The organism is Lacipirellula limnantheis, assembly GCF_007746075.1.
GTDB lineage: Bacteria > Planctomycetota > Planctomycetia > Pirellulales > Lacipirellulaceae > Lacipirellula > Lacipirellula limnantheis.
Genome location: NZ_CP036339.1, coordinates 699,561 through 725,256, shown reverse-complemented (window position 1 = coordinate 725,256; position 25,696 = coordinate 699,561). Strand labels below are relative to the sequence as shown.

Annotated in this window: 20 protein-coding genes; 6 read left to right on the top strand and 14 right to left on the bottom strand. The window is 62.2% G+C overall.

What is annotated here, in order from left to right; all coding sequences use genetic code 11:
- The first annotated feature begins 86 nt into the window (after positions 1-86).
- On the top strand, positions 87-2,531 hold the full coding sequence (locus I41_RS02780; protein WP_145430684.1) for a LamG-like jellyroll fold domain-containing protein: 2,445 nt from the start codon (positions 87-89) through the stop codon (positions 2,529-2,531).
- Positions 2,532-2,855: 324 nt separating this feature from the next.
- On the opposite strand, the gene I41_RS02775 is transcribed toward I41_RS02780, so the two are convergent.
- From I41_RS02775 to I41_RS02720, 12 genes are all read right to left on the bottom strand, one after another.
- Complete coding sequence (locus I41_RS02775) at positions 2,856-4,322, bottom strand: Nramp family divalent metal transporter (RefSeq protein ID WP_168206634.1); 1,467 nt, start codon at positions 4,320-4,322, stop codon at positions 2,856-2,858.
- 174 nt (positions 4,323-4,496) lie between these two features.
- Positions 4,497-4,844, bottom strand: a complete 348-nt coding sequence (locus tag I41_RS02770; protein ID WP_145430680.1) for an ArsR/SmtB family transcription factor — start codon at positions 4,842-4,844, stop codon at positions 4,497-4,499.
- On the bottom strand, positions 4,831-5,289 hold the full coding sequence (locus I41_RS02765; protein ID WP_145430678.1) for an SRPBCC family protein: 459 nt from the start codon (positions 5,287-5,289) through the stop codon (positions 4,831-4,833). The genes I41_RS02770 and I41_RS02765 overlap by 14 nt, the downstream gene beginning before the upstream one ends.
- A gap of 285 nt (positions 5,290-5,574) precedes the next feature.
- A complete protein-coding gene (locus I41_RS02760) occupies positions 5,575-7,098 on the bottom strand; it encodes a 30S ribosomal protein S1 (RefSeq protein WP_145430676.1) in 1,524 nt (507 codons plus the stop codon).
- 118 nt (positions 7,099-7,216) lie between these two features.
- The gene (locus I41_RS02755) at positions 7,217-7,456 is read right to left on the bottom strand and encodes a hypothetical protein (RefSeq protein ID WP_145430674.1); all 240 of its coding nucleotides are present in this window, start codon (positions 7,454-7,456) and stop codon (positions 7,217-7,219) included.
- A 32-nt stretch (positions 7,457-7,488) separates the two neighbouring features.
- Positions 7,489-8,694, bottom strand: coding sequence for an amidohydrolase family protein (locus tag I41_RS02750; RefSeq protein WP_246133789.1), 1,206 nt, complete (start codon positions 8,692-8,694; stop codon positions 7,489-7,491).
- Positions 8,695-8,813: 119 nt separating this feature from the next.
- Positions 8,814-9,701 carry a formylmethanofuran--tetrahydromethanopterin N-formyltransferase gene (gene fhcD / locus I41_RS02745; protein ID WP_145430670.1) on the bottom strand — a complete coding sequence of 296 codons (888 nt, stop codon included), beginning with the start codon at positions 9,699-9,701 and terminating at the stop codon, positions 8,814-8,816.
- Between the two features lie 102 nt (positions 9,702-9,803).
- A complete protein-coding gene (locus I41_RS02740; protein WP_145430668.1) occupies positions 9,804-10,925 on the bottom strand; it encodes an STN domain-containing protein in 1,122 nt (373 codons plus the stop codon).
- 397 nt (positions 10,926-11,322) lie between these two features.
- Positions 11,323-12,528, bottom strand: a complete 1,206-nt coding sequence (locus tag I41_RS02735) for a TlpA family protein disulfide reductase (protein ID WP_145430666.1) — start codon at positions 12,526-12,528, stop codon at positions 11,323-11,325.
- A 448-nt stretch (positions 12,529-12,976) separates the two neighbouring features.
- Positions 12,977-13,843 carry an LOG family protein gene (locus I41_RS02730; RefSeq protein ID WP_145430664.1) on the bottom strand — a complete coding sequence of 289 codons (867 nt, stop codon included), beginning with the start codon at positions 13,841-13,843 and terminating at the stop codon, positions 12,977-12,979.
- Between the two features lie 173 nt (positions 13,844-14,016).
- Positions 14,017-15,405 carry an MBL fold metallo-hydrolase RNA specificity domain-containing protein gene (locus I41_RS02725; protein ID WP_145430662.1) on the bottom strand — a complete coding sequence of 463 codons (1,389 nt, stop codon included), beginning with the start codon at positions 15,403-15,405 and terminating at the stop codon, positions 14,017-14,019.
- A 123-nt stretch (positions 15,406-15,528) separates the two neighbouring features.
- Positions 15,529-17,412: a UbiD family decarboxylase gene (locus I41_RS02720; protein WP_145430651.1), complete on the bottom strand. Its 1,884-nt coding sequence runs from the start codon at positions 17,410-17,412 to the stop codon at positions 15,529-15,531.
- Between the two features lie 493 nt (positions 17,413-17,905).
- Here I41_RS02720 and I41_RS02715 point away from each other — a divergent pair, with 493 nt between their 5' ends.
- The 3 genes from I41_RS02715 to I41_RS02705 all read left to right on the top strand — a co-directional run bounded on the left by I41_RS02715 (position 17,906) and on the right by I41_RS02705 (position 20,961).
- A complete protein-coding gene (locus I41_RS02715) occupies positions 17,906-18,505 on the top strand; it encodes an ATP-dependent Clp protease proteolytic subunit (protein ID WP_145430649.1) in 600 nt (199 codons plus the stop codon).
- Positions 18,506-18,636: 131 nt separating this feature from the next.
- Positions 18,637-19,671: a PstS family phosphate ABC transporter substrate-binding protein gene (locus tag I41_RS02710; protein WP_145430647.1), complete on the top strand. Its 1,035-nt coding sequence runs from the start codon at positions 18,637-18,639 to the stop codon at positions 19,669-19,671.
- Between the two features lie 138 nt (positions 19,672-19,809).
- Positions 19,810-20,961, top strand: a complete 1,152-nt coding sequence (locus tag I41_RS02705; protein ID WP_145430644.1) for a YbaY family lipoprotein — start codon at positions 19,810-19,812, stop codon at positions 20,959-20,961.
- A 95-nt stretch (positions 20,962-21,056) separates the two neighbouring features.
- Here I41_RS02705 and I41_RS02700 read toward each other — a convergent pair whose 3' ends face one another.
- Entirely contained in the window at positions 21,057-21,815 is a 759-nt protein-coding gene (locus I41_RS02700; protein ID WP_145430642.1) for a class I SAM-dependent methyltransferase, read from the bottom strand.
- A gap of 205 nt (positions 21,816-22,020) precedes the next feature.
- Between I41_RS02700 and I41_RS02695 the strand changes: the two genes are divergently transcribed.
- Together I41_RS02695 and I41_RS02690 are read left to right on the top strand one after the other, a co-directional pair.
- Entirely contained in the window at positions 22,021-23,520 is a 1,500-nt protein-coding gene (locus I41_RS02695) for a hypothetical protein (protein WP_145430640.1), read from the top strand.
- 280 nt (positions 23,521-23,800) lie between these two features.
- Positions 23,801-24,295 carry a pyridoxamine 5'-phosphate oxidase family protein gene (locus I41_RS02690; RefSeq protein WP_145430638.1) on the top strand — a complete coding sequence of 165 codons (495 nt, stop codon included), beginning with the start codon at positions 23,801-23,803 and terminating at the stop codon, positions 24,293-24,295.
- Positions 24,296-24,674: 379 nt separating this feature from the next.
- On the opposite strand, the gene I41_RS02685 is transcribed toward I41_RS02690, so the two are convergent.
- Entirely contained in the window at positions 24,675-25,658 is a 984-nt protein-coding gene (locus I41_RS02685; protein ID WP_145430636.1) for a hypothetical protein, read from the bottom strand.
- Positions 25,659-25,696 lie beyond the last annotated feature (38 nt).

Here is a 25,696-nt window from a genome sequence, read left to right as displayed (position 1 = left end):
GGGATTTGGAGTAATTGTTGCAGAATGCCGGCCCCGGCGGTACGCTTTCGCTGAACTGCCCCTATTACATCTGGAGGACGCTCAGCATGTGCCGAAGACTTGTTCTGGCGATGGCGGGAATTCTATTGCTCGGCGGCGCGCACGGCGTGCCGGCGTACGCGGTGCTCAACCCGCTGGCGTACTATCACTTGGGCGAAGACGACGCGGGCGCGACGACCGGAGGCACGGTGGTCACCACGGTCGATAGCCTCGGCCTGACGCCAGGCATCGAAATGACGCCGCTGTTGGGCAGCAACGCGCTGAAGTACAGCAGCGACAAGCCGAGCTTCTTGTCCAGCACGCGATCGATCGCCTTCGACGCGAGCGAAGAGACGTTGAGCTCCGTTGCCACGAAATGGTACGAGGGCACGGGCAGTTTTCGTTGGGGCATGGAGGTGTTCCTCAAGCCTGACGCCTCGATGGCTGGGAGAGAGTCGATCTTTTTCACCAATGGCACGCAATTTACGATGGGGATCACCCCCGAGGGATTCTTTTACGTCAATCAGACGGGCCCCGGCACGACGGCAGTGAAGTATGGCGAGTGGCAGCACGTGGCGTTCACCACGAGCGGTTCCTTCTGGCAGATTTACGTCGACGGCGTCCCGCAATTTCCGACGCTGCCGAACTTCACGTACGGCGCGCCCGGCGGAACGGCCACGTTGGGCTCCTCGAATGGGGCCGAGGTCGAGACGAGCTACACCGGACTAATGGATGAGCATCGCGTCTTCAGTTGGACCGGCGGCTTCAATCCGAATGAATTGCTATGGTTTTCGGGTCGCAAGGCAGGCGACGTGAACGAGGACGGGTTGGTCAATTCGGCGGACTACGACATCTGGCGCGCCAACGTGGGCGTCGATCTGACGCCGCTGACGGCGCTGCAAGGCCGGGCGCTCGGCGACTTAAACGGCGATCGGCAGATCAATCTCGCTGACTTCGGACTGATCAAGTCGAACAAATCGCCTGGGGCCGTCCTGGCGGTGCCCGAGCCAGCGGGCGCAGCCATCCTGCTGACCGGGATTGGCATCGTCGCCTTGCGTCAACGACGCCGGCTGGCGGCTCGCACCTGCAAGACGGTCGCCATGCTTGGTCTGGTCGCGGCGATCATGGGTGCCGCGTCGACGGCATCCGCTCAAGCGGTGGCCGTTTGGGGCGGCGGCAACGGCAATTGGAACGACGCCAATTGGTCCGGCGGGTCGGGCCCAGGCGGTCGGCCGGGCGCGGGCGACAGCATTACCCTGCCGCCGACCACGGGAACGCTTACGGTCTCGAGCAATCTCGGTCTCTCGTTTGACAAAGTGATTCAGCAGGGAGGCATCCTGGACATTACCCCTTCCGGATCGCTCGACTTGACCGGCGTTTTTGAGAATGGCCGGGGAGCGGGCCCCAACGGCGGCGAAATTCGCGTCGCCGGCTCGCTCACCATCGGCGGCGAGCTCGACGTCGCATACGACGTCGCCGGCAGGGTGCGGGTGCTGGCTTCCGGCATGCTCAATATCGCCGGAAACATGGATACATGGTGGACCGGGGCCGGCATCGTCGATCTGACGGGCGGATCGACCAACGTGACGGTCGGAGCCACGTACTATTGGGGGCCGTCCGCCACGATTAATGCGAACATCAATTCCGCCGCGTTCGCTCCGATTAAGGTCAACACCGAGCTGAGCATTCAGGGCGGGACGCTCAACGTGAACTTTACCGACGGCTTTGTGCCGACGACGAGCAACTCGTGGACGTTGTTCGACGCCGCGGCGCGCGCCGGAGCGATTACGAACGTCAACGGCAACGGGCTGGCGCCCGGAACCCGCTTGGCGGTGAATTACGGCGCGGGCGGAACGTTGGGGCAGGTCGTAACGATCGACGTCGACTCGACGCTCAACCTCAAGGTGAATCAGAGCACCGGCGTCATCACGTTGGAGAATCCCGCCGCGGGCGCGACGGCGATGAACATCGACGGTTACATCATCCGGTCCGCGTCGAACTCGCTCGTTCCCGGATCGTTCACCGGCGTCGGGTCGGTCGGTTGGCTGCCGGGCACGGCGCCGTCGCAATCGGCCAAGCTGATCAGCGAGACGAATTTCAATGGCTCGCTGAACTTGACCCAAGGAGGCTCCTACCCGCTGGGCGCGATCTTCGCGAGCGGCGGAAGCCAAGATCTATCGCTGGAGTTCCATCTTGCCTCGGGTGAAACGCTCGTGGGAACCGTGCAGTACATCGGTACGCCAGGATTCGCGGCCGACTTCAATAGCAACGGTTTCGTCGACGGGGCCGACCTGGCCCTCTGGAAGATTGGCTATGGCAAGGCGTCGGGGGCAGTGAAGTCCGATGGAGACTTCAACCTCGACGGTCGCGTCGACGGCGCCGACTTCCTCGGTTGGCAGCGCCAGTTTGGGTCCGGGACCCCGCCGATTGCGGCGATCCCCGAGCCCGGCTCCGTGCTGCTGGCGGCCATGAGCGCGCTAGTCGTCGCTGGCGTGCGTAAGCAGCGGAGTTAGCCGCTCGACTCACGAACGCCGATCATCACGCCCAGCCGAGGCTCTCGCGGTTGCGAGAGCCTCGGCTATTTTTGTGCGCTGGCATGGCGCGAGCGGGTTCGAACGCAGCTGATTCTCCGGCTCCTAGAGCGAGCCTCAGGGAAGCGTCGTGTCCGTCATCCTGAGCGCAGCGAAGGATCTCGCGCAAATGAGGAGCCGGATACTTCCCTGCGCTCAGAGTGACGCCATAGCTAAATGAAGCTCGCTCAAGTCAGTCGCCGTCATGTGAGAGAGTGCCCCGGCTGTGCGACGGTCGCGGCAACACCTGCTCGCAGATGGTGCTAGCTACTTTGTCAGCGTCTGCCACAGCCCCCAGCAGGCGATGCTGGAGACGCCGGTGAGGATGACGGCCGAGGCGACGCCGCACAGCAGCATCCACCAGCGAGTGCGGTATGCCGGCGGGAGTTGGAAGTTGAGATAGAGGCCCGCGAACATGGCGATGCAAACGCCGAGGCTGGTGGCGAGGAAGTTGACGGTCTGCGTCATCGCGTCGAAGTCCATCGAGCTCCAGATCACCGCGCAGGCGGCGGCGAAGACGTAGGCGCAGATCACGAGCTGGATATTGCGCTGGTTCCACTGGCGCTGGGGCCAGATGGCGCGGAAATATTCGGTGACGCCGCGGGCGTAAACGTCGGGGTACGACTGCAGCGTTCCCCAAAGGGCGGCGACGACGCAGAGGTAGTAGACCCACACGAGCGACGGGTGGATGGCGTTCCAGATCTCGGCCTGATCAGTGAGGAGTCCCCAGCCGTCGAACTTGGCGATGTCTTCGCCTGCCTGCTGTTTGGGATAGAGGACGGCGGCGCCGGCGATCATGAACGCAGCGCTGACGACCAGCAGAACGATGGCGCCAAAGGCGACGTCCCAGCGAATGGGACCAGACGCACGGCGGATCTCTTGTACCTGTTCAGGATCGGTCGGCAGATAGTCGGCCGGCATCCCAGCGGCGGCGCGCTGGAGGAGCTCCTCGCGCTGGGGATGGCCGGTCATCCCCCAGCCATGGAGCGCGATGAAGTCGGGATAAACGAGATAGGTCATCACGCTGCCGCCGACGTAGCCCATCGTCACCGCGATCAGCGGCCAGACGCTGTCGCGGAAGAGGGGCGGCGCCGTCGCGGGGACGCTAGGAATGTGACCGATGGAAAAGAGACCCTGCCACGCGGCAAACCAGTCAGGGCGCACCAACAACGTGCCGATGCAGGTGCCGGCGACGAGGATCCCGCAAATGATCACCTGCTGCTTTTCCAGACTGCGATAACTCGTGGGCAAGCTCAGCAGCAACGCGAATGCGATGAACGCGGTGGCGATCAGCCGATTGGTGTATCCATGATCGCCGCCGCCCAAGAGGAGATAGCTCATCAGTTCGCCGGAAGGGCGAGCCAACGCGCCCCACAGCGGACCGGCGGCGCCGAGCTCCAGCGCGATGAGGAGGAAGAGGAGCCAGCCGCGCGGACCGGGAAGCTTGACGAGCCGTTGGCCGGGAGCCTCGCCGCTGATCGCGGTATAGCGGCCGAGGAAATAGGTGACGCAAACGCCCTTGGTGAGGGCGGCCAGCAGGATGAGCCAGAGCAGCCCGTAACCCATCCAGGCTCCGGTGCGGACGACGACGATCGTCTCGCCGGCGCCGATGGAGACCGAGGCCAGAATCGCCGCAGGGCCGAACATGCCTAGCAAACGGAGGAGCTTGCCGGGGGACCAGGGTTCAGCCAGCGGGCCGCGGAGGGGGGCTGGCGCGAGAGGAGCGTTGGGCATGCATGGGATTGTATGGTGGAAGGGGGAGGGCGGAAGGGGGAAGGCGGTACGAAACAAGGGCGACATGGTCTCGATGGTACTCCCTCATGACCATGTCGCTGTGAGCGAGGGGACTGCGTGGCGCGACGCGACTGCACACTCACGCCTTTGGGGGCGAGAGCGTACCACCCCAGTTCACTCTTCGACGAAGGTTTTGAGGCGTCCTAGTGCCGCGTCCCATTGCACGGCGATGGCCGCCAGGGCGCGCTGGGCTTCTTCGAGCGAGCGCGGCTGGAGGGCGAAGAGCGTTTCGCGGCCGCGCTTCGTGCTCTGCACAATGCCGGCGGTTTCGAGGACGTGCAGGTGCTTGGTGATCGCCTGCCGCGTGACGTCGGCGCCTGCGGTCAGTTGCGTGATCGACTGCTGCGAACCGTCGGCGAGCTTGGCGACGATCTCCAAGCGCGTGCCGTCGCCGAGCGCCGCGAAGAGGGCGGCGCTTTTCAGCAGGCGAGCGGCGGCGGCGCGGCGGCTACTGTTCGACATACGCCTTGATGTTGTTGTTGAGCTGCGCGGCCCAACCTTTGTCGTTCATGCGGAAGGCCTCGTCGCGGCGCCCGGCGGGGATTTGGTCGAAGCCTGATTCAACGACTTGCAGCAGCACGCCGCCATCTTTGGGCTGGAGCGCGAATTCCACCAGCGTTCGCTGCTCGTGCGAATAATCGACTTGCGGATCGATGGCATAGGGACGCCAGTAGAACGAGAAGTACGTTTGCGGTTTGATCTCGCCGACGAGCACCTCCATCGTCACGTGCTCGTAACCGGGATGCGTAATCTGGCCGCGACAGAATTCGCCCGGGACGAAGGGCCCCTCGAGATTGACGCGAAACCACTCGCCGAATTGCCGCGAGTCGGTCAACGCGTTCCAGACGCGGTCGAGCGGGGCGTTGAGTTGGATTTGTTTTTCGATGCGATCGGTGGCGGATGGCATAGGGGGGGCCTTTTTGGGGAGGGGGAATATTACGCAACCCATTAGTTGCATAATATGACGCCGGTAGTTGCGAGTCAATGCGCTGTCGATGTCCGCGCGTGGTCGCCGTTTAGCGTCGGCGGGGACGCGCGGCGTCGCGTTGGCGGGACGCACGTTCGCGAAAGGCGACGTCGCGCGGCGGGACCGCCTTGAGGCCGTGGGCCCCCGGTTAGGGGGGATCGGGGAGGGGGGCGCGGAGTCGTCAGGCTGATGGAGCAACGGCTCCGGCAGGTCGTTGACCCGCGGCTACCACTTCAGCCCGAACTTCTCGCCGCCGCTGGGCGCGCTGATGCCGCCCTTGAGACTCTCGTTGGCTTTACGCCGGTGCTCGCGGCGTTTGAGCTCTTCCGGGGTCGGCTCGCGTTCAGGTTCTGGCTCGGGGCGGCGTTGCTCGGGCTTTTCGGGCGCGGCGAGCAGTGCCTTCAGCGAGAGGCTGATCCGCTGCGCGTCGGGGTCGACCGCGAGGACTTTCGTTTCGACCTCCTGACCTTCGCTGAGGACGTCGCTGGTGCGCATGACGCGGCCGTGGCCGAGCTCCGAGATGTGGATGAGCCCTTCGACGCCGGGCTCCAGTTTGACGAAGGCGCCGAACTGCATCAGCTTCGAGACCGTTCCCTTCACGCGCGCACCGACGCCGTACTTCGTCGTGACGTTGGCCCAGGGATTAGCGCCCATGTCACGGTAGACGAGCGAGACCTTGCCGGTCTCGGGGTTTACCTTTTCGACGCGGACTTTCACCGCCTGGCCGACCTGCAACACTTCGCTCGGATGGCCGATGCGGTCCCAGCTCATTTGGCTCACATGAATCAGACCATCGACGCCGCCGAGGTCGACGAAGGCGCCGAACTCTTGCAGGCTGCGGACGGTTCCTTCGCGGATCTGGCCGGGGGCGATCTCCGCGAGCAGCTTTTCGCGGTTCTCCTTGCGCTCGCGTTCCATGAGGGCGCGGTGGCTCAGGACGAGATTCTTGCGACTGCGGTTCGCCTCGGTGATGACGCAGGTGAGTCGCTGGCCGACGTAATCCTCGGGGTTCTCGACGCGGAACATCGAGATCTGACCCATCGGCATAAAGCCGCGGATGTTCGAGACGGTGCACTCCAGCCCGCCTTTGTTGGCGCCGGTGATGACGACTTCGATCACCTGGCCTTCGTGAACTTCGTCCCAGTTGCCGACGCTCACGGCGGCCGCGCTGCGAGCGACCTCGTAGATGCCTTGCTCGGCGTCGAAGCGGGAGACGACCATTTCCAGCTGGGAGCCGATCTCCGGCGGCGTCTCGAACTGCTTCAGCTGCGCGACGCCCTGGCTGCGGCCCATGCCGAGATCAAAGAAGACGTCGTCGCCGTGAATGCTGACCACCGTGGCGTTGACGCGCGTCTCGGGAGCAAGCTCGGCCTGCGACGTCGCCGCGGCCGAGCTTTCCATCAACTGGTCGACCGGATCGACGGCGAGCGCGGCCTGCAGTTCCTGCTCCAGTTCAGGCGGTAGTTGGGCGCGGATGTTCGGCGGCGGATAGTTCTTCCGCTTTTGCTCGGTGACGCGTTCCGGATTCGCCGGCCCCGGGTTGACCGGCTTCGGGGCCAGTGCGGGAGCGTCGGCTTCGGACTCGCGTTGGCTGCCGATTTGAATCCGCTCGCTCGGGCGCGGAGCGTCGGACGATGGGGGCGCCGCGGGTGCTTCCATCGCCGGCGCGCTGGAGGCTGATGCAGCGGGGTCGGCGGGCGACGGAGCGGTGGCGAGTTGAGCTTCCGTCGGGTCGTGATCGGCGGTCATAAACTTCGGCAGTCCAATGGAAAAGTAAAACGACCCACGTTGGGCCGCGCCTGACCGCGCAGTTTAACCAGCGGGGAGCGCAGCTGGCAACGGGTTGGCGGGGGTGGAAGGGGTGAAACTAGTGAATCTCGACGTCTCCGCCGAAGACTTTGAAGACCAAGACAATGTCGATCAAGACCGCTGGCACGACGAACCACAAAACGCCGCCGGGAAACTGCAAAAAACAGACCAGAAGCACCAGCCAAACGATCGCATAGACTGCCGCTTCTTGCAGGGTGAGGTCACCGTCGAGGACGCTCCAGATCAGTAGCACCCAGAATAGCAGGAATGGCACGATCATCGTTGACTTAGGTCTCATCTCACGGTGAATTCCTCCCCTAGGCCCTCCCTTTAAGGGAGGGCGATGTTTTGCCGTTGCAGGCGTTCTCTCACGCCGGGGATGAGGCGAGCGGCGTTTTCGTTGTAAATCTTGCGGAGGACGCCGTCGGGCAGGTCGAGGCCGTAAATGCTCCAAAAGCCTTGCGGCGGATATTGATCTTCGGCATAAGGAAAATACTCGTCGGCCGTTTCCAGGAGGCGCCAGTGGGGGGCCAGCCGCTTAACGTCGCGCGGGCCGTCGGTGCCGAACAGAATTCGGTCGGCGTACTTGAGGCAGAACTCGCGGGCCGCGCGGGGCTGGCGGCCAAGTTCGGCGATACGGGCGGCAAGTTCGACGTTGAGGTTAGGATACTTGTCGAGCCAACCTCCCAGTTCCGCCAAGTTCTCTGGATTGTTGGCGAAGTGGGCGCCAATGAACGTTGTTTTGGGATGGCGTGCCACGACCCGAAGAAACGACGCGAGGACGTCGGCGTGCCTCGGATACCTATCGGCGGGAAAATGCCAATCGGGATGGCGCGAGAGCTCTTCGTATCGTTCGTTGAAGCGATCGAGAGGTTGAAAGAAGGCCGCCGGATCGCCGGCGTGGATGAGAATTGGCAGGCCGAGCTCGCCGCAAGCGGTCCAGATGGGGTCCCAGCGAGGATCATCGATCGCGATGAGCGTGCCATCGGGCTTGCGATAGACGAGGCCGAAGTCCTTGAAGATTTTGAGGCCCGAAGCGCCGCGCTGTTTGGCGTCGGCGAGGGCGGCAGCCATCCGGCGGGCGAAGTCGGTGCGCTGGCAATCCCAGGTGGCGGGCTCGTTTGCCTTACCATCTCCTTGCCAGTTGATGTTCGCGAAGATGACGAAGCGATCAGGATACTTCGTCCACAAGAACTTCTTGTGCTCTTCCAACTGCTCGCCGAGCTCGCCGTCGAGGCTGACGGAGATCGCGATGTTTTGGTTGTCCATTAGGCGGACGTACTCGGCGAGCGCCTCGGGCGACTGACGGAGCTTTTTGCGCGCGTGGAGATGGACGTCGACGGCGGGGAATTTTGCTCGCGCGGGGCGGTGCTCGGGGAGGACGAGCATCGAGCGGGGTTGGAATTGGTCGAGCGGCAGAGTGGCTGACTTCTCTTGGGCTTGAGCGAGCGGGATCTTTCGCAGAGGCGCGGAGGCGCAGAGGAGGAGTAGGAAGAGAAACAAGTACTTTTTTACCACGAAAGGAACGAAAAGCACGAAAGATGAAACTTTGCTTCCTGTTTCCTTTTCGTTTCTTTCGTCTGTTTCGTGGTTATCTTTCTTCATTGTCTTTTCTCTGCGCCTCCGCGCCACTGCGAGAAACTTCTTCATACGGCTCACGCCAGTACTTCACGCAGGCGGAAGTGGAACTTGCCGAGTTTGCCGCCGTAGTTGCCGGCGCTGATGGCAGGGATGCCGTGGCCCGCGGCGGCGTGGAGGGCGGTGCGGGTGGCGGCGGCGACCTGCGTTTCGTCGACGCCGTTGATCACGATTTCGTACGCGCACTGGGCGCCGGCGGCGAGCTCCGTCCGCACACGGCCGCGGAGGGTGGGGCAGAAGGCGTCGTTGGTGGAGGCGCGCAAGGCTTTGTACTTCGAGCCAACCTTGCTGCCGCTGCGGACGACGCCGCCGGGAAATGGGGTGACCACGCCCGGCATGTCGGCGAGGGCGTCGACGGCGCGGCGGGCGGCGGCGAGCGCGAGCGCTTGCGTCTCGCCCTGGATGATGATGTTGCCGCCGGCGACCCCCTTGGCGACGCCGACCTGCTGCTCGGCGATGAACTCGCCATCCATCACCGGAATCCGCCAGTAACGGCGGTCGCCGATCACCTTGCTCTTCTGGTAGCCGTCGCCGAAAAAGCGGAGGTTCTTGCCGAGCGGAACCTGGTCTTCGCCCTCGGGCAGGCCGTTGAAGACGGCGGACGTCGCGCACGGCAGCAAACACTGCCCCGCGCGGTTGAGGAGCGCTTTGGCCAGCGCCTCGACGGAAAAACCAAACGCCAGCACCGCGGCTCCGGGCCGGGCGTCGGGCGTTTCCTCAGAAGAGAGGAAACGCTCGACGCCGACCTCGGCGTCGCAGCCGATGACGCTCGAACCGTATCCGCAGAACTCGCGAAGCGCGGCGTCAAGCCAAAACTCATCGAGCGCGGTGACGATCACCCGCGCATAGCGCATGCGGAACGCCTCGGCGAACGTGTCGACAATAAGCGTTGGGCCGAGGTGCATGCGGCGAGCGCGAGTAGGGCGAGCGGTAGCCGCGGGTCAACGACCCGCCGGAGCGCCCGCCGAGCCACGTCAGAATCCGCCTCTGCCGCTGCGCTGCTGGCGCTAGTTGTCATCTTCGCTGGCGGCAGGCGCGTCGGCAAGGTCCGGCGCGGCCGCCGTTGCCTTCGAATCCGCGGACGCTGGCGTCGGGTGATCCGGTGACTTGCCTTGCGACGGCTCGTTAATGCCACAGCCACTGCCGCCCGGAGTCGGCGTGATCTCGTGGACAACTCGTTCGACCTGGCGCACCATGTCAGGTACGTGCCTAACAAGCACGCGGTTGGGAAGGACGTAGAGGAATACTTCGCTTGAGTCTCCTTCCGGGAGCTCGCGTTGCCAGTTGACCGACTTCTCTAGAGCTTGGCGGATCATATTGCGAGTCTTCTCGCAGTCGGCGACCGCCTGATCGCTGATCGCGATCGATCGAGTCACCGGTTGAGTAGCCGCCGTGGCTTGCCTCCCAGCGGCGTCGGCATCGACCTCGGCCTTGGCAGTTCGCAAGCGCTGCAGCAGATCTTCAACCTGATCGTGAACGCGGCGAGTTTGACTGATGACCATCATGCCAGGAGTGAAAAATTGGATTTCCCCTTCGCCGGTGCCGTTCTCCATCCACGATTCGTGTTCCACAGTAGCGACGATGACTTCGTTCAATTGATCAACGCCCGCGTCACGCTCAGCTGTCGTTGCGAAGCGATCACTGTCGATGAGATCATCGACGCGATAGACGAGAATTTGTAGACGCTTCTCCGCTTCCTCTTGAGTGGTGATCATCAGCACTTCTTTGTCGATGATGTAAGTAAGGTCCCCCTCGCCTGTGTTTCTCAGCATTAAATCGAGCGCAGAGCGAAGCGTGACGTTGCCAATGCTGGAATTGACTTCAACTTCCGGGCTGCTGGCAACGGCGTCTAGCGCGGCGACGTCAATGACGATCGGCAGATCATAATCTTCGGAGAGGACCTGCGTGACCTGATTCAGGGGCGTCGCGATGAATTCCAGCGGCGCCTTTAACGGCGAATCGAGCGCCGCTTCGATGCGGCGTTCGGCCGCGGCCTGCATCGACGCCCTGGTCTGACCTGAGGAAGACGATTCACCCGCAGTGTCGTCTGCCGCCGGCAGCGGCGCGGCGAGCGCGATCGACGTCAGGACGGCGAGTGCGTAGCAGTAGCCCCACATCTTCTGGCCCATGAGTTGCCTCCTCGACCCGCCATGTGGGCGAGTCACGTTAAGAGAGTGAACGCTTTGAGGGGCGGTTCCGGACGCCCGCTCGCGAACGTGCGGCAGTGTAGAGTGGACAGATAGCGGATGTCAAAACTTTGCTTGAATCGGCCCGAATACGTCATCCTGAGCGGAGCGAAGGATCTAGCGTCTCGCGAGAGGCCAGATTCGTCGCTCCGCTCAGAAAGACGGTAGCCGCCAAAACGCACAAAGGACGCAAAAAAGGACTCTCAACGAGCCTTTTTGCGTCCTGTGCGACTTGAGCGTTTTTAACCCCCGGCTCCGCCGGGGGGTAGCGCTTCGCGGGACGAGGCCTGCCGGTATGGTGACCAACCCGCCGGCGGAGCCGAGGGCTGGAAAGTTGAAATTACTTCGCGGCCGCTTCTTCCGTCTTCTTCTCCGCCGGGGGGCCGAGCAGCTTTTCCAGCTGTTCGCCGAGCACTGGCCCGCGGGCGTTCATGTTGACGACGTTGCCGTCCTTGCCGACGAGAATCGCCGTCGGGATGCCGGTGATGCCGTAGTAGCCCACCAGCGGATTGCTCCAGCCGCGCTGGTCTTCGTTCTTGGGGAAGATTGACGACCAGGGGAGCTTATTTTCGGCGACGTACTTCTCGGCGGCGGCGGCGGTGTCGTCGAGCGAAACGCCCAGGACGTCGAAGCCCTGGTCGTGGTAGGCCTCGTACATTTCCAGGACGTTGGGGATTTCGGCACGGCAGGGGCCGCACCAGGTGGCCCAGAAGTCGACGAGGACGACCTTGCCGCGATAGGACTCCCAGTCAACGGGCTTGCCGTCGAGGAGCGTCCCTTCGATCTTCATCGGCTTGCCGAGGAGCGTCAGGCGGCGATACATGCCGGGGAGATTCGCTTCAGTGAGTTTCGAATGCAGATCCTTGTCGTCGCTCTTCTCGAAGAGAGGAATGACTTGTTCGAGCAGGCTGGCGACGGCTTTGTCGTCGGCGCCGTCGAGTTGCATGCTGGTGACCTGGACGATCGAGACGTCGATCGGCTTCGGACCCGCCTTCACCTTGTCGACGATCAGCTTGATGAACGCGTCGCGTTCCTTCGGATCGAGGTTCGACCAACGGCTGATGGCGTACATGATCGTGTTTTGCCAACCGAGTCCGACGATCGGCTCGCGCTTGTCCTCGCGGGCCGTGGCGAGAACTTCCTCGAGCTTCTTGCCGGCGTCGGCCTGGTCCATGGCCGTCAGGGCCTGGAGGGCTTCGATCTTGTAAGCGAATGCTTGGGCGGCCTGGTCAGCGGAGGGTTTGGCGGCCAGCAGCCGGTCGGCCGCCTCGACCAGCGTGTTGAGGGCCCGCACGCTGAAGGCCATTTGATCTTCCTCGCTCTCCCCTTCGGGGGCGGTCTGGGCGAGGTTCTTCATGAACTCCTGAATCTTGGCGGCGCCGCCGTCGGGGATCTTGAAGAGCTCTTCGTTTTCGACGACGCCCTTGCCCTGGGCGGCTTCGTCGGCGCGGAGCGACGCGGGCGACAGGGAAAGCGTCGCCGCGATCACGCAGACGAGCGTCAGAATCAAGCGACCGATGGGCATGCGACAAGAGGGGCGTGTCATCAATTGATCTCACTTTGCAGAGCGTGTAGTGTTTGTGAGTCGCGCGGAACGACGAGGTTTGCCACGCCGCGAAGTAGTAATTCTGGCGATCTGCGGCACGAAGGCAAGCGCGTGGCAAAATAGGGGCTTTTATGCGGGCGATCTAGCCCCGCTGTCCTATCGCGAAGAAGGGCAACTGCAATGTCTAAAGAATGCAACCGCCAAGGACGCCAAGAGCGCCAAGGGAATACAAGAGCTAATGGAGCCGCCGATTAACGCAAATAGACGCAGACTAAAGAATCATTTGCGTTCATCTGCTGCGTCTATCCGCGGTTCCATCTCTCTTCTCTCTTGTATTCCGTCGTGTCCCCCGTGCCGTCGTGGTTCAACTTCCTCCCCGCGTTTGCTTGGCGCTCTTGGCGTCCTTGGCGGTTCAGTATTTTGAATGCTAGCCCGAGTGCAGGATCATTTACGGGCCGAGGCGGTGGAACTCGACGACGAGCTTCCACGCCTGTTCCGGGGTGTCGGCGAAATGGATCAACTTCACGTGGTCGTCGGCGACGACCCCTTCATCGGCGAGTGCCTGAAAGTTGATGATGCGGTTCCAATACTCTGAACCGTACATGATGATCGGGATTTCTTGCATCCGGCCGGTCTGACGGAGCGTGAGGACTTCGAACAGTTCGTCGAGCGTGCCAAACCCGCCGGGGAAGATCACCAGTGCGGCCGCGCGCAGGATGAAGTGGAACTTCCGCATGGCGAAATAGTGGAACTGCAAGCAGAGTTCCGGCGTGATGTAGGGATTGGGCTCCTGTTCGTGCGGCAACACAATGTTGAGGCCGACGCTTTTGGCGCCGATCTCGAACGCCCCGCGATTAGCGGCCTCCATGATGCCCGGGCCGCCGCCGGTCATCACCACGAGGTCGCACTTCTCGCCGCGTTGGCAGTACTCAGACACCAGACGCGCGAACTGGCGAGCTTCGTCGTAAAAATGGCTCTTGGCGAGACAGCTTTTGGCCCGCTGAACGTCGCGCCGCGCCTGAGGGAGCTGAGGATTCTTTTTTAATCGTGCTTCGGCGTCGGCCAGCCGCGTCTCGGCGACGTCGCGCGGAACGATTTGCGTGCCGCCGAAAACGACGACCGTGGAGCGGATGCCCGCTTCGCGTAGCACGGTTTCCGCCTTGTCGAGCTCGAGCTGCATGCGGACGGGCCGCTGCTCGGGCCGGCCGATGAAGTCGGCATCCAGTTCAGCGAGTCGATAGCTGGGCGAGGCGAGAATCGCTTGGCGATTCCGCTCGACGGCGTCTTCAGGTTGTTCTTCCTTCGTTTCGGTCATTTGACTTCTAGTCTCGCAAAGGCGCTAAGGCGCAAAGGGCTCGCAAAGAAGACCTAAGGCATCAGGAGTATTGCGTCGACTCGCAACCATCATTTTTCAATCATTCTCCCCGTATTCTTTGCGTTTGCTTTGCGTCTTCGCGCCTTTGCGAGAGAAAACAAAACTCTCCATCGCTAATCAAGCTGAACCTTCTGGCCCATCTGCGGCGTCGCGACGTTCCAGCCGCGAGTGGTTCGCAGTTCCTCCGCGAGCGCGTCGGCCGCCTCGGGCTCGCCATGCGTCAGGAACGTTTGCCGCGGGGCATGCGGGAGCTGGCCGAGCCACTTCAGCAAGTCGCTGCGGTCGGCGTGACCGCTGAGACCGGGGATCTTCTCGACCGCGGCCCGCAGGGGGACGTCTTGGCCGAACATACGCACGAAGGGGGCATGATCCTCGATCAAGCGCCCGCGGGTGCCGACCGCCTGATAACCGCCGATGATGATCGTGTTGCGGGGGTCGGGCATCCGCTGCTTCAGGTGGTGAACGATGCGGCCCCCGGTCATCATCCCGCTCGAGGCGATGATCACCGCCGGACCGGCGGTGCGGTTGATCGCCTTCGATTCCGCTGGACTGCGGGCGAGGAACACCTTCCGACCGCCCAGCGCCGGATGCGCCGGATCGAGCTCGCCATCGCTCAGGTCGTGATCTTCGTGATGCTCGCGGTACACGGCGGTGGCATCGCACGCCATGGGGCTGTCGATGTAGACGGGAATGTCGGGAATGCGATCGGCTGACTTCAGCAGCTGAAACAAGTAGAGCAGCTGCTGCGCGCGGCCGACCGCGAAGGCGGCGATCAGCATGACGCCGCCCCGTTTGATGCTGCGCAGGACAACCTCGGCCAGAGCGTCGAGGATCGACGTTTCGGGATGTTCGCGATCGCCGTAGGTGCTTTCGCAGATGAGGTAATCGCACTCGGTGGGCGGCGCGGGATCGTGATAAAGAGGACCATCGTAACGACCAACGTCGCCGGAGAAGAGGATTCGCAGCGGCGCGGGGCGATTGCGAATCTCAACTTCGATCATGTTCGAGCCGAGCAAATGCCCGGCGTCGTGGAACCGCATCGCAATGGGCGACGCGGGGGTGAACCACTCGCCGCGCGGGATCGGCTGAAAGAGCTTCATCGTTCGTTCGACGTCCCGATCCTCGTACAGCGGAAGCGCCGGCTTGTGCTTCGAGAAGCCTTTGCGATTGGCATATTCGGCGTCTTGCTCCTGGCACTTTGCCGAATCGAGCAAGATAATCTCCGCCAGATCGCGCGTGGCGTCGGTCGCGTAAATGCGGCGGTTGTAGCCCTGCTTGACGATTCGGGGCAAGTAGCCGACGTGGTCGAGATGAGCGTGCGTCAGCACGACCGCGTCAAGCGAGCGGACGTCGAACGGCACGGGTCCCCAATTTCGTTCCCGCAACTCCTTAAGACCTTGAAATAGCCCGCAGTCAACCAGGACCCGGGCGGCGTCGGCTTCGAGGAGGTACTTCGAACCGGTGACGGTGCGCGCGGCGCCGTGAAAAGTCAGTGTTGCCATGCCTCAAAAGATACCCGTTTCGCGTCGTTCGCGTAACTGCGGAGATTTCACCATCAGGTCGCGACGGAACGCATATTCCTGTCTTGCGTCTGGACCATCGCGCCGTTGCGGTTCAATTCGACTTCAGATAATCCCGTGCAACGGCCCGCCCGGGGCGCCAAGGGCGTCGACGCGGCGGGCAATTTCGGGATCTTCCTCGAGCACGGGAGCGTGATGCGGCTTAATGCGAGCGTCGATGACAAGCGCGCCGCGACAACCCCAATGTTTCTCGCTGATGAATTCGTCGATCCCATAGATATCGTCGGCAGGATTCGATCGCGTGAAGACGGCCCACAGGAAATTGTTGAGCGACTCGCTGACGAATCGGCTGTCGTCGACGACGACAATGAGACGAAAGCAATTGATTGGGTGCGCGACGTCGAGCGCCTCGCAAAATCGCCGCATAACGCCGGCGGTTTCCTCGCGCGCAATGCCTCGCGCGCGAGCTGACTCGTCGTGGTCGAACGAGGGTTTGGGGCACGCCGGGCCCTCCACGGCGACGACGCCAGGCATGACCAAGCGCGGATGGCGAAATCCTTCCGGCAGCGGCAGCATGGCCGGCAACTCGGTCGCCAACTCAAATCGCTTTGTCCCCGCGGCGGCAACGACGACCTTGGAACCGGCGTTGAACCCGCCGCCGGAGTAGTCGAGCGTGTCGATGGTCGTCTGCGTATGAAAGTGAAGATCGCGACGCCAATCGGCGCGCGCGAGGACGTGGCTAAAGAACGCCGCCACGTCATCGACTTGCAGGCGCGGGTCATCATGGTGCGCGACGATCAGCAAATACTTGGCAAGTGAGAGTTGGCCTTGGCCGAGAATTGCGCAGGCCTGCGTGAGAAGCTCCTGCGGCCGGGCGGCGTCGAGAAAGGGCATGTAACGCTCGCTGCCGATGGCCAGCAACAACGGGTGAACCCCCGCGGCGTCGACCGCATGCACCCCATGGACGCCCGGGAGCACCGTAGGAATCATCGGCCCGGTGAGTTCGTGGATCAATTGCCCGAACATCGTATCCTCTTGCGGCGGTCGGCCGACGACGGTGAAAGGCCAGATCGCGTCGCGGCGGTGGTAGACCGCTTCGACTCTGAGCACCGGAAAATCGTGGGCCAAACTGTAGTAGCCCAGGTGATCGCCGAACGGACCCTCGGGCAGCAATCGGTCGGGGTCGACCGTGCCGACGATGCAGAAGTCGCTATCGGCATGGATCGGCAGCGCTCCCGGGCGACGAATCATGCGCACGCGCCGTCGGCCGAGGGCGCCGGCGAAGCCGAGCTCGCTCATTCCTTCGGGAAGGGGCATCACGGCCGCGACCGCCATCGACGGGGGACCGCCGACCAAGACGTTAACGCGGAAAGGCTGGCCCGCGGCCTGCGCCGCGGCGTGATGGACGCCGATGCTGCGGTGAATCTGATAGTGCAGACCAATTTCCGCGTCGCGTCGGTACTGATTGCCCGCCAGTTGAACGCGGTACATCCCAAGGTTCGAACGGCGAAGTCCCGGCTCGCGGACATCCTCGCTGTAGACGATGGGGAGCGTTACGAACGGTCCGCCGTCGTGGGGCCAGCTCTGCATCTGCGGCAACTGGCTAATCGTCGTCTGGCCGGCGAGGATCGGCCCGCTGCCGACGTACTTCGGCAACATGTAACGTGCGTCGAGCGGAGCGCGCCAGTAGCGCCAGATGTGTTGAAGCGCCGCTTGGGGATTGGCCTTCAGGCGGACCAATTGTTCGACGCCCGCGAGCGCGTCGCGAAACATGAGCCGAGTGCGCTCGATCGTCCCGAAGAGGTTGCTGACCATCGGGAACTGGCAACCGGTGACGTTGGCGAAATAGATCGCCGGCCCGCCAGCAGCGTGGACGCGACGGTGGATGGCCGCCGCCTCCAGATGGGCGTCGACCGGCGACTCAATGCGGATCAGTTGGCGATGGCGCTCCAGATCATCGACGCACTCCCTGAGACTGGCGTAGGACATGAAGCGAAAGGGGGGCAGGCGGGTGGTGGAAGTGGTAAGAGGCTCGCGCGACGCCAATGGTTAGGTGTAGTATGCGTGCAACTCTAGCGGGAGGGCCACGTCCCGCCGGAAAAGGGGAAGCCAGATTGCCATCCGGACGGGCACGCCGCCCGGACCACGCGGCGGTCCGGCTAGCGGCTGATTACCTCATTCTCTTCGCCAGGACCGCTACCACCGGACGCAGGCAGTGGATTTTCCTGCCGGCGAGGCGGGGGAACCGGCGTGACCGCCGCCGCGGCTGTTTATGCTAAGACGCGGCGACCACAGACGGAAAAACAAGAAGTTGGCCGCCAACGTGTCCGTTCCGCCGAGGCGGCTTTCTGCCCAAAACTGGTGGTTCTGACGCATTTAACCTACAATTTTTAAGTGTCGGGTCGTCCCCCTGGGGAATCGGCGGCTCCCGCATTAAGATGCCGATCTAGCCCACGGATTCAACGAGGCAAGCGAAAATCGCATGAGTCGGGAACAAGACGAACGAATTCCTGAAATTGCCCTCTGCGGCGACCTCACCGAACATGAATCGGAGTTGACCGATCGGTTACTCGACGTCGAGCCCGGAGGCGAGTGCCTGATTTACTTCGACTCGCCGGGCGGCAGCCCTTATTGCGCCATGTCCCTGATGACGCTCATCAAGCTCCGCGGCCTCCGCGCCACCGGCATAGTGACGGGCGAATGTTCCTCGGCCGCCCTATGGCCATTCGCCGCCTGCGCGAAGCGGCTCGTCACCCCCTGCAGCGTGCTGTTGTTTCATCCGATGCGGTGGCAGAGCGAAGAGAACGTTGGTTTGGCCGAGGCCGCGGAATGGGCCCGCCACTTTGGACAGCTCGAAAAGGATATGGATGTGCTGCTCGCGGGGCTGTTCGGCTCGACCATCGAGCAAATGGACAAATGGATCAACCCCGGCCGCTACGTCGGCGGACCCGAGTTGGCCGCCGCGGGTCTGGCGGAACTCGTCACATTCGATCGGCTGGGTGATCTCAGCTATCTGCTGGCGCCGGCGCCAAGCGTGAACGGCAAGGCGCATGGCGCCGCCAAGGTGAAGGCCCGGGCGTAAGCAGGGCATCGTTAATCGCTTCCCAAAGAAACTCGTCTCCCCATTTCTCCCAGCTTTGCGGTATGATCGGCAGCCGTGGGTCGCCCGGCGACTCATGACGGAGCTAGCCGAGTCATCTGGGAGGAAGCGAAATGGAAGTTCGCACGCGCCTGTCGCGCCGCTGCGCGGCATTGGCCCTGAGTCTGATCACGACCCTGTTGTGCGCCGCACCGCTGCGAGCGGTCGATCCACAATTGGCGAGCGCCGTCGCCGCGATTCCTGCCCAGGAAGATAACTTGCTGGGAGGATTGCCGCCTTATCTGCCCAAGGCGCCGATCAGCGGAAAGCTCTCGGTCGCCGGTTCGTCCGCGATGAATCAGCTGGCCCATCTCTGGGCGGACGGGCTGCGGCATGTCCATCCTGATGCGAAGCTCGACGTGGTGATGTTCGAGTCAGGGCAAGTGTTGCCGAAGCTCGGCGCCGGCGCGATGGAGATTGGCCTCATGAGCCGTCCGCTCACGGAGAAAGAGTTGAAAGATGGCGGCGTTGTGGCAATCGCGACAGCGAAGGATGTACTCGGCGTGGTCGTGAATCCGCAGAATCCGCTCGAACAGCTCACCATGGAGCAGGGGATCAAGATTCTCCAGAATCCCGACGCGCCAGAGAATCCCGGCGCGAAGACATGGGGCGACGTCGGCGTCGCGGGGCCGCTCGCCAAGTCCCCGATTAACATCTACGGACGCAGCACGGGGACAGGGGCCTGGGGCTACCTCGTCAATCGCTTTCTGGGCGATGGAGCCACGAGCCGCGGCGGCAAGGACTGCAACGGCTACGCGCAGATTTGCGAAGCCGTGACGAAGGATCCCGCCGGCGTCGGATATCTCAGTCTGTCACTGGCCCCAGCGACGCAGGGCAAGGTGTTGCCGTTGGTCCTTAACACGGGCGAAGTGGTCCCGGCGCCCAAGATGGGCGAGGCGGTCGACCCCCGCTATCCGCTTGTGCGGCAGCTATTCGTCGTCCTGAAGTGGGAGCAGGGAAAGCCGATGCCGGCAATGACGGAGGAATTGCTCCGTTATGTGCTGAGCCGCTCGGGGCAGGAAGATGCCGTGAAGGCTGGGCTGCTGCCGCTGCGACGCGACGAAGTGCTGGCATCGCGCGACGCGCTCGGCTGGACTGGGGCGCAGTAACGTTGATCGCTGTGGCATCCAAGCCACCGGCACCGCCGGTGGACGAAGCTCGCTTATAGTCCGCTCCCAACGAATTGCGTCCGCCGGCAGAGCCGGTGGCTTTTATTCATGACGCTCGCCCACTTTGGAGCCACATCAATGACGCCGACTTTGCGTCTGAACTTTTCTGCAGTTGCGTCGCCCTTGCTGGCCGCGACGCTAACGCTGGCCATCGGCTTCGCAACTCACGACGCCGCGGCCCAGGCGACGATTCGCAGCCGCGACCTGAGCGAAGCCTGGAGCGCCGCGCCAAGCTTGTTGCCGAGCACGTCAGCCACGCCTTCGTGGAACGCCCAGCCCAATTCGTGGCGCCTGGGCGTCGCGATCCAAAACGTCGACACCGGCGTCGTTCTCACCGACGTCGAGGCGGGCATGCCGGCTCAACAGGCAGGACTTGAAACGGGCGACATCATCGTCAACGTTGACGGCTTCCAGGTCGGCTACGTCGAAGGGGCGCTGTTTGATCTAGGCGACGAAATCCGCCGGCGCGTCGATCAGAACGGGAAAGTCGACTTTCTGGTGTTCGACAATCGCAACCGACGCCTACAGAACTTGCCGGTGACGCTGGTGCAGCAGAACGCCGCGTCGGTGCGCGGCGAAGTGGTATGCAAGGAGCGGGTCACGATTTCGCAACAGGCGGTCCTGACGGTGCGGCTGCGCGACGTCACGTACCCCAGTTGGCAGAACGTGGAGGTTGGCAAGCAGGTGATCACCAACCCCAAGCATCCGCCGATTCCGTTTTCGATTGCCATCGACCGCACGCAACTTTACCCGGACCACAAGTATGCCGTCGACGCGTATCTGGTCGATCGCGGACAAATCTTGCTGCAGAGTTCGGCCGCGGTACCGGTGACGCCGCTGGCCAACGTCCCGACGATTCAGGTGAACCTCGTCAAAGTTGGCGCCGGCGTTCCGGCGAATGGCGCCTATGCCGTCGGGCAGCTCGATCAGATAAATCAATGGTACAAGCAGTACCTCCGCCGAGACGCCTCGCCGCAGGAACTCAACGCCTGGCAGAGTTACCTGCAAGCGGGCAAGTCGCCGCAGGACATTCAGGCCTACATTCTGGGGAGCAGCGAATATTTCGATCGGCTGGGGAATCAGCGCGATCCCTATCTCGCCGCGCTCTATCAAACGCTATTGGGCCGGCAGCCCACCGCGGCGGAGATGCAGCAGTTCATCGCCCAATACCAGCAGTACGGCGGCGCTCGCACTGACTTCGTGCGCGACGTGATGCGACTGACGCCGTAGAGCGGTCGGATTCTACTAAGCGCCAAGACTTTGAAGGCGCGCGGAACGCACCAAGCAGAGAAGCAACTGATTGCGGGCTGTTCCACGCGCGGAAATCAGGCGATCTGTCCGAAGTAGATTTCCGTGTCGTACTCGATGACCACCTGCCCGTTGGTTTGCTCGCGCGCGAAGAGGTCGTCGAGTTCGCTGAGCATCGCCGCTTGTGAGGGATCGCCATCCGCGGGAACGTAGGACGACGATAGCAAGCGACCTCGAAGTCCATCCAGCGTGAGGGGTTGAAAGTTCTCGACGCTTCTCCTCCGCGCGCTGGTCCCAAAAAAGCAGTCGAGCCGCGATTCGTCGACGTTCTCGTGCCGGACTCGGGCGTAGTCGGTTCCGTATTTCTGGAGCAGCTCTTCGTAGCCACGGAGAAATGGCGTGGCGTCGAGCCGTCGCGCGTTCCAGAGCAGCACGGCCCAACCGTTCGGCTTCAGAATCCGGCGACATTCGCCTCCGAACGCCGCCGGATCGAACCAATGGAAGGCCTGGGCCGCAACAACGGCGTCGACGGAGCGAGCGTCCAGCGTTGTGGCCTCCGCCGTGCCGTCGACGGCGTGGAATTTCGGATACGGAGCGAGCAATTTCTCGGCCGCGGCGCGCATGGGGCCGTTCGGTTCAACCGCGAAGACCTCGTTGCCATTGTCGAGCAGTAGCGCCGCGGAAATCCCTGTTCCGGAACCGACGTCGGCAATCGACCAATCCGGCGTCAGGCCAATCTCCTCGCGGAGAACATCCAGCACCGCTGCCGGATAGCTCGGACGGTAGCGGACGTAGTTCTCAACGCGATCCGAAAAGCGGTCGGTGGGGGAGGGCATGGCGGACTACGGGTACTGGTTGCTGGTTGCTGGTTGCTGGTTGCTGAAATGATGCAGCGCGAGAACGTTGCGGGCAATCCCGCCCGTCAATTCCCGCGTCTTCCGCCGCTCCGGTAACAAACTCTCTTCCCGTGCGCATCACGAAGCAACGAGGTCGATTGCGTACCTCGGATCGTCTTACCGAATCATGCAAAAGGCCCCTCCCATGTTCTCCAACCTCCTGCGTAAACGTTCGAAGCCTGCCAAAAGTCTCAAAGCGCTCCCGCTCCGGTTCCGGATGGAAATGCTGGAAACCCGCCAGATGATGGCAGGCGACGTCGCGGCCTCGGTCCTGAACGGCAATCTCTATATCAGCGAGGCGCTCGGCCAAACGGGGCTTGATAATGGCGTTCGCGTCTTCCAAGTTTCTCCCGGAGTTGTTCGCGTGATGGGCGCGGAGAACAACGGCGACGGGTCCGTCAGTCGGGTCAATGGTCAGCAGTCTCAAGACTTCATGATCACTGGCGATTTGAACGTCAACCTCGGCGCCGGCCACGATCGCCTGCATTTGGGATTCGACGGCGGTGCGAGTGCGCCGAACTTCAACAACGTCAACATCAACATGGCGGCGCCGGAGCTGGTAATCGCCCAGAAAACTCAGGTCGCCAAAGGCGGGCTCGGCGGCGTCGGCGGCGTCTTTAATGCTCCGGACAACGACCAGGTTTTCGGCTGGGGCTTCAACGCACGGGGCGCGGTGAGCGTGAACACCGGCGTTGGCAACGACTGGGTCTTCATCAGCAACTCGAACATCGGCGATGGTCTCGGCGCCGACAATCTCACGATCAACACGGGCGCCGGGGCCGATACCGCGTCGATTAAGGGGACGACGCTGCTCGGCAATCTGCGAATTCAGACCTACGCCAACGTCAACGAGAACGACGCCGACACCGTGTGGATGGACAGCGCGCTCGACAGTTCATTCAACGTGCGTCCCACCTACGTCACCGGCGACGTCAGCGTCTACACCGGCGCCGGCAACGACTTTCTCATGCTGGGCGATTCGACCGATCCCTATTTCACGGGACTCGGCTTCATGACAAACGGTTACTTCCAGGGGTACCTCGGCGCCGGCGACGACGTCGTCGACGTCTCCGCCGCCAAGTTCGGCAACGGTCCGGCGCACTGGAGCAACTTGCTCCTCTACACGGGCGCCGGGGCTGACGGCGTGACGGTCGACTTCGATTCAAGCTTAATCGCCATCGGCGACCCGATGCCCGAGATCAACGGCTCGCTGATCATCCAGACCTACGATTCGCTCGCTGAGACCGACGCCGACAAGGTGACGATACCGATCGGCCAAATCGGCTTCGCCACCTACATCTGGCTGGGCGGCGGCGACGACCAGTTCAGCCTCACTGCCGGCAACTGGGGAAGCTACGTGATCGTCGACGCTGGCGCCGGCAACGACACGGGCTTCGCCGCCGGCTTCCTCTACGAGACGGCCGAGATTCGCATGGGCGAAGGGAACGACAACATGACGCTCGCCCATCTGCGAGCGAAGAAGCTGACCCTCGACGGCGGCAATGGCGTCGACCGCCTGACGCGAACCTCGCCCTCGGCCGTCGATCAGCTATTCCAGAGCGGCTGGGAATACATCAACGGCCGGCCGACTTGGCTGGATGATCTCGTGTTCGACTCGAACATTGCTGTGATGGCAAGACGCTAAGGAGCGAGTGACGAGAATGGCGGTTCAAAAAGGGCGGGCGCGAGATCGCGTTCGCCCTTTTTCCGCTTCTGTGTGCGAACGTTGAAGGGGTCGGGGTCCTTTTGCCACTGGCAGGCTCCTTGAGAAAACGCGTCGCCAGTGGCAAAAGGATCCCGACCCCGTACGCGTTGCCCGAATGCCGGGGCCGCCTCAAGCGAAGGAAGGCGCGTGATTTGCGAGCGTTTCTCACCTAGTGGAAATCAAAGCAATCAATTACCTCGCCCATTTAGGAGAAACGACAATGTCCGCCGCGCCAGACGACAAGCTTCGGGAATTGCTTGACGACTTCGATGCCGCCATGTTGGTTACGCGGCGGCCGGATGGGGCGTTGCGGTCGCGGCCGATGGCGGTGGCGGGGTTCGACGCCGACGGGACGCTCTGGTTTCTCACCCAGGACGATTCGGGAAAGATCGATGAGATCGCGAGCGACCGTCATGTGAACGTCGCGATGCAGTCGTCGATGAAGTTCGTCTCGATCAGCGGGAAGGCGGCGCCGGTGAAGGATAGCCGCAAGGTCGAGGAGCTATGGAACGAGGCGTGGAAGGTGTGGTTCCCCGGCGGGAAGGACGATCCGCATCTCGTGCTGCTGAAAGTGCAGGGCGAGGCGGGCGAGTATTGGGACAACAGCGGGACGAGCGGGATCAAGTACCTCATCGAGGCGGGAAAGGCGTACCTTAGCGGCACGCGCCCTGATGTGGAGGGGGATCCGAAGATTCATGGGAAGGTGGCGATGTGACCAGCGAATGTCGGCATCGTCACGGCATATATCTTGTTCACATGTATTTGTGCCACGCCCTCAGGCCTGTAAGGCCGCGCCATGAAAGCCCAGCACGCAGCCCTGGGAAAGAATGCGGTGATTCTCTTCGTAGCCCTGTAAGGGCGCGCTTAGGTGAGAGTTACACCAAGCGCGCCCTTACAGGGCTACATCGTTGATCGCGTGCCGTTACCCAGGGCTGCGCCATGGGCTATCGCGGCGCGTCCCTTCGGGACTGAGAATCAACGGGCGTGATCAAGTATCTCATCAAGGCGGGGAAGGCGTAATTCAGCGGCACGCGGCCGGATGTGGAGGGGGATCCGAAGATTCATGGGAAGGTGGCGATGTGAGAAGACCGTGGTCACGGCTCTTTCTTAGGTGCCCTTTTCTTCACCACCTTTTTCTTAGTAGTCTTTTTCTTTGCTGACTTCTTTTCTTTTGAAGTTGCCGGGATGGCATCCGCGACGTCAAGAACGACTTTGGGATCCGAAGTGGATTCAGGAATCACCAGTGTAAATTTCTTTGGACCAGCAATTCCTTCCGCAACCCGCACTGTCTGCACATTCCCTGATTCGGAAACGACCTCGTACTCCACGCAGTTAAGCGACCCGCGCGCAACTATTGCATGAACGATGATCTTGATGCGATTCGCTTTATATTGCTTCCCAAGATACAAAATCGAATGGTGATCTAGTTCGAACGCAATCGTCGCTGACGCTTGGCCATTGGGCTCATTTAAAGCTTTCAGTTGAATCTTCTGAAGTATAGCCGGATCTCTCGGAACGATCTGTTGCCAGAATACAAAGTTGGCATACTTCCGGAGTGTCCCAAACTTTTTCCCGTGCGTACACGTCAGCGTCGCCTCATCAATAAAACCTTTAGTCGAGAAAACATTGAAAGCCGGTTCTACGAGAACTTTGCATACATGAGGAGCCATCTCAAAGTTTATGAACGCTCCATCAGCACTCCAGTTCTTTTTTAAAGCCTCTTTTAGAGTCAATCGCTCAATGTCATTCAGCTTCGCACGAGCTACCGCATCCTCTGTAAATCCTTCTCGCGTAACGATGACTACTTTGTTTACCTTAACTGAGCCGTCACCAAAGTATTTGCTGTAGATCTTCCCCAATGTTGCATGGTCGAGTTTCCTTCCTGAATCAGTTGCCTCGACAGCAATCCTTATCCGGTAAGGCCCCACTTGAGTTTGCACAAGAATGTCGATCTCGCGAGGATTTTTGAAACCAGGCACGGGCTCCATAGCTGATTCAGTTACAGTGGCGCCCTTCGGCGCGAAGGCTTGCTGGATCAGGCGTACTAATTTCTGGAAGTCATTAGTTCGTTTCGGCATACATTCACTCCCTGGAACCACCCTGATGGGAACGCGTC

Coding starts and splice junctions, on each gene's coding strand:
- I41_RS02780 (WP_145430684.1), top strand. CDS start 87: ATGTGCCGAAGACTTGTTCTGGCGATGGCGGGAATTCTATTGCTCGGC.
- I41_RS02775 (WP_168206634.1), bottom strand. CDS start 4,322: ATGCCCAACGCTCCTCTCGCGCCAGCCCCCCTCCGCGGCCCGCTGGCT.
- I41_RS02770 (WP_145430680.1), bottom strand. CDS start 4,844: ATGTCGAACAGTAGCCGCCGCGCCGCCGCCGCTCGCCTGCTGAAAAGC.
- I41_RS02765 (WP_145430678.1), bottom strand. CDS start 5,289: ATGCCATCCGCCACCGATCGCATCGAAAAACAAATCCAACTCAACGCC.
- I41_RS02760 (WP_145430676.1), bottom strand. CDS start 7,098: ATGACCGCCGATCACGACCCGACGGAAGCTCAACTCGCCACCGCTCCG.
- I41_RS02755 (WP_145430674.1), bottom strand. CDS start 7,456: ATGAGACCTAAGTCAACGATGATCGTGCCATTCCTGCTATTCTGGGTG.
- fhcD (WP_145430670.1), bottom strand. CDS start 9,701: ATGCACCTCGGCCCAACGCTTATTGTCGACACGTTCGCCGAGGCGTTC.
- I41_RS02740 (WP_145430668.1), bottom strand. CDS start 10,925: ATGGGCCAGAAGATGTGGGGCTACTGCTACGCACTCGCCGTCCTGACG.
- I41_RS02735 (WP_145430666.1), bottom strand. CDS start 12,528: ATGACACGCCCCTCTTGTCGCATGCCCATCGGTCGCTTGATTCTGACG.
- I41_RS02730 (WP_145430664.1), bottom strand. CDS start 13,843: ATGACCGAAACGAAGGAAGAACAACCTGAAGACGCCGTCGAGCGGAAT.
- I41_RS02725 (WP_145430662.1), bottom strand. CDS start 15,405: ATGGCAACACTGACTTTTCACGGCGCCGCGCGCACCGTCACCGGTTCG.
- I41_RS02720 (WP_145430651.1), bottom strand. CDS start 17,412: ATGTCCTACGCCAGTCTCAGGGAGTGCGTCGATGATCTGGAGCGCCAT.
- I41_RS02715 (WP_145430649.1), top strand. CDS start 17,906: ATGAGTCGGGAACAAGACGAACGAATTCCTGAAATTGCCCTCTGCGGC.
- I41_RS02710 (WP_145430647.1), top strand. CDS start 18,637: ATGGAAGTTCGCACGCGCCTGTCGCGCCGCTGCGCGGCATTGGCCCTG.
- I41_RS02705 (WP_145430644.1), top strand. CDS start 19,810: ATGACGCCGACTTTGCGTCTGAACTTTTCTGCAGTTGCGTCGCCCTTG.
- I41_RS02700 (WP_145430642.1), bottom strand. CDS start 21,815: ATGCCCTCCCCCACCGACCGCTTTTCGGATCGCGTTGAGAACTACGTC.
- I41_RS02695 (WP_145430640.1), top strand. CDS start 22,021: ATGTTCTCCAACCTCCTGCGTAAACGTTCGAAGCCTGCCAAAAGTCTC.
- I41_RS02690 (WP_145430638.1), top strand. CDS start 23,801: ATGTCCGCCGCGCCAGACGACAAGCTTCGGGAATTGCTTGACGACTTC.
- I41_RS02685 (WP_145430636.1), bottom strand. CDS start 25,658: ATGCCGAAACGAACTAATGACTTCCAGAAATTAGTACGCCTGATCCAG.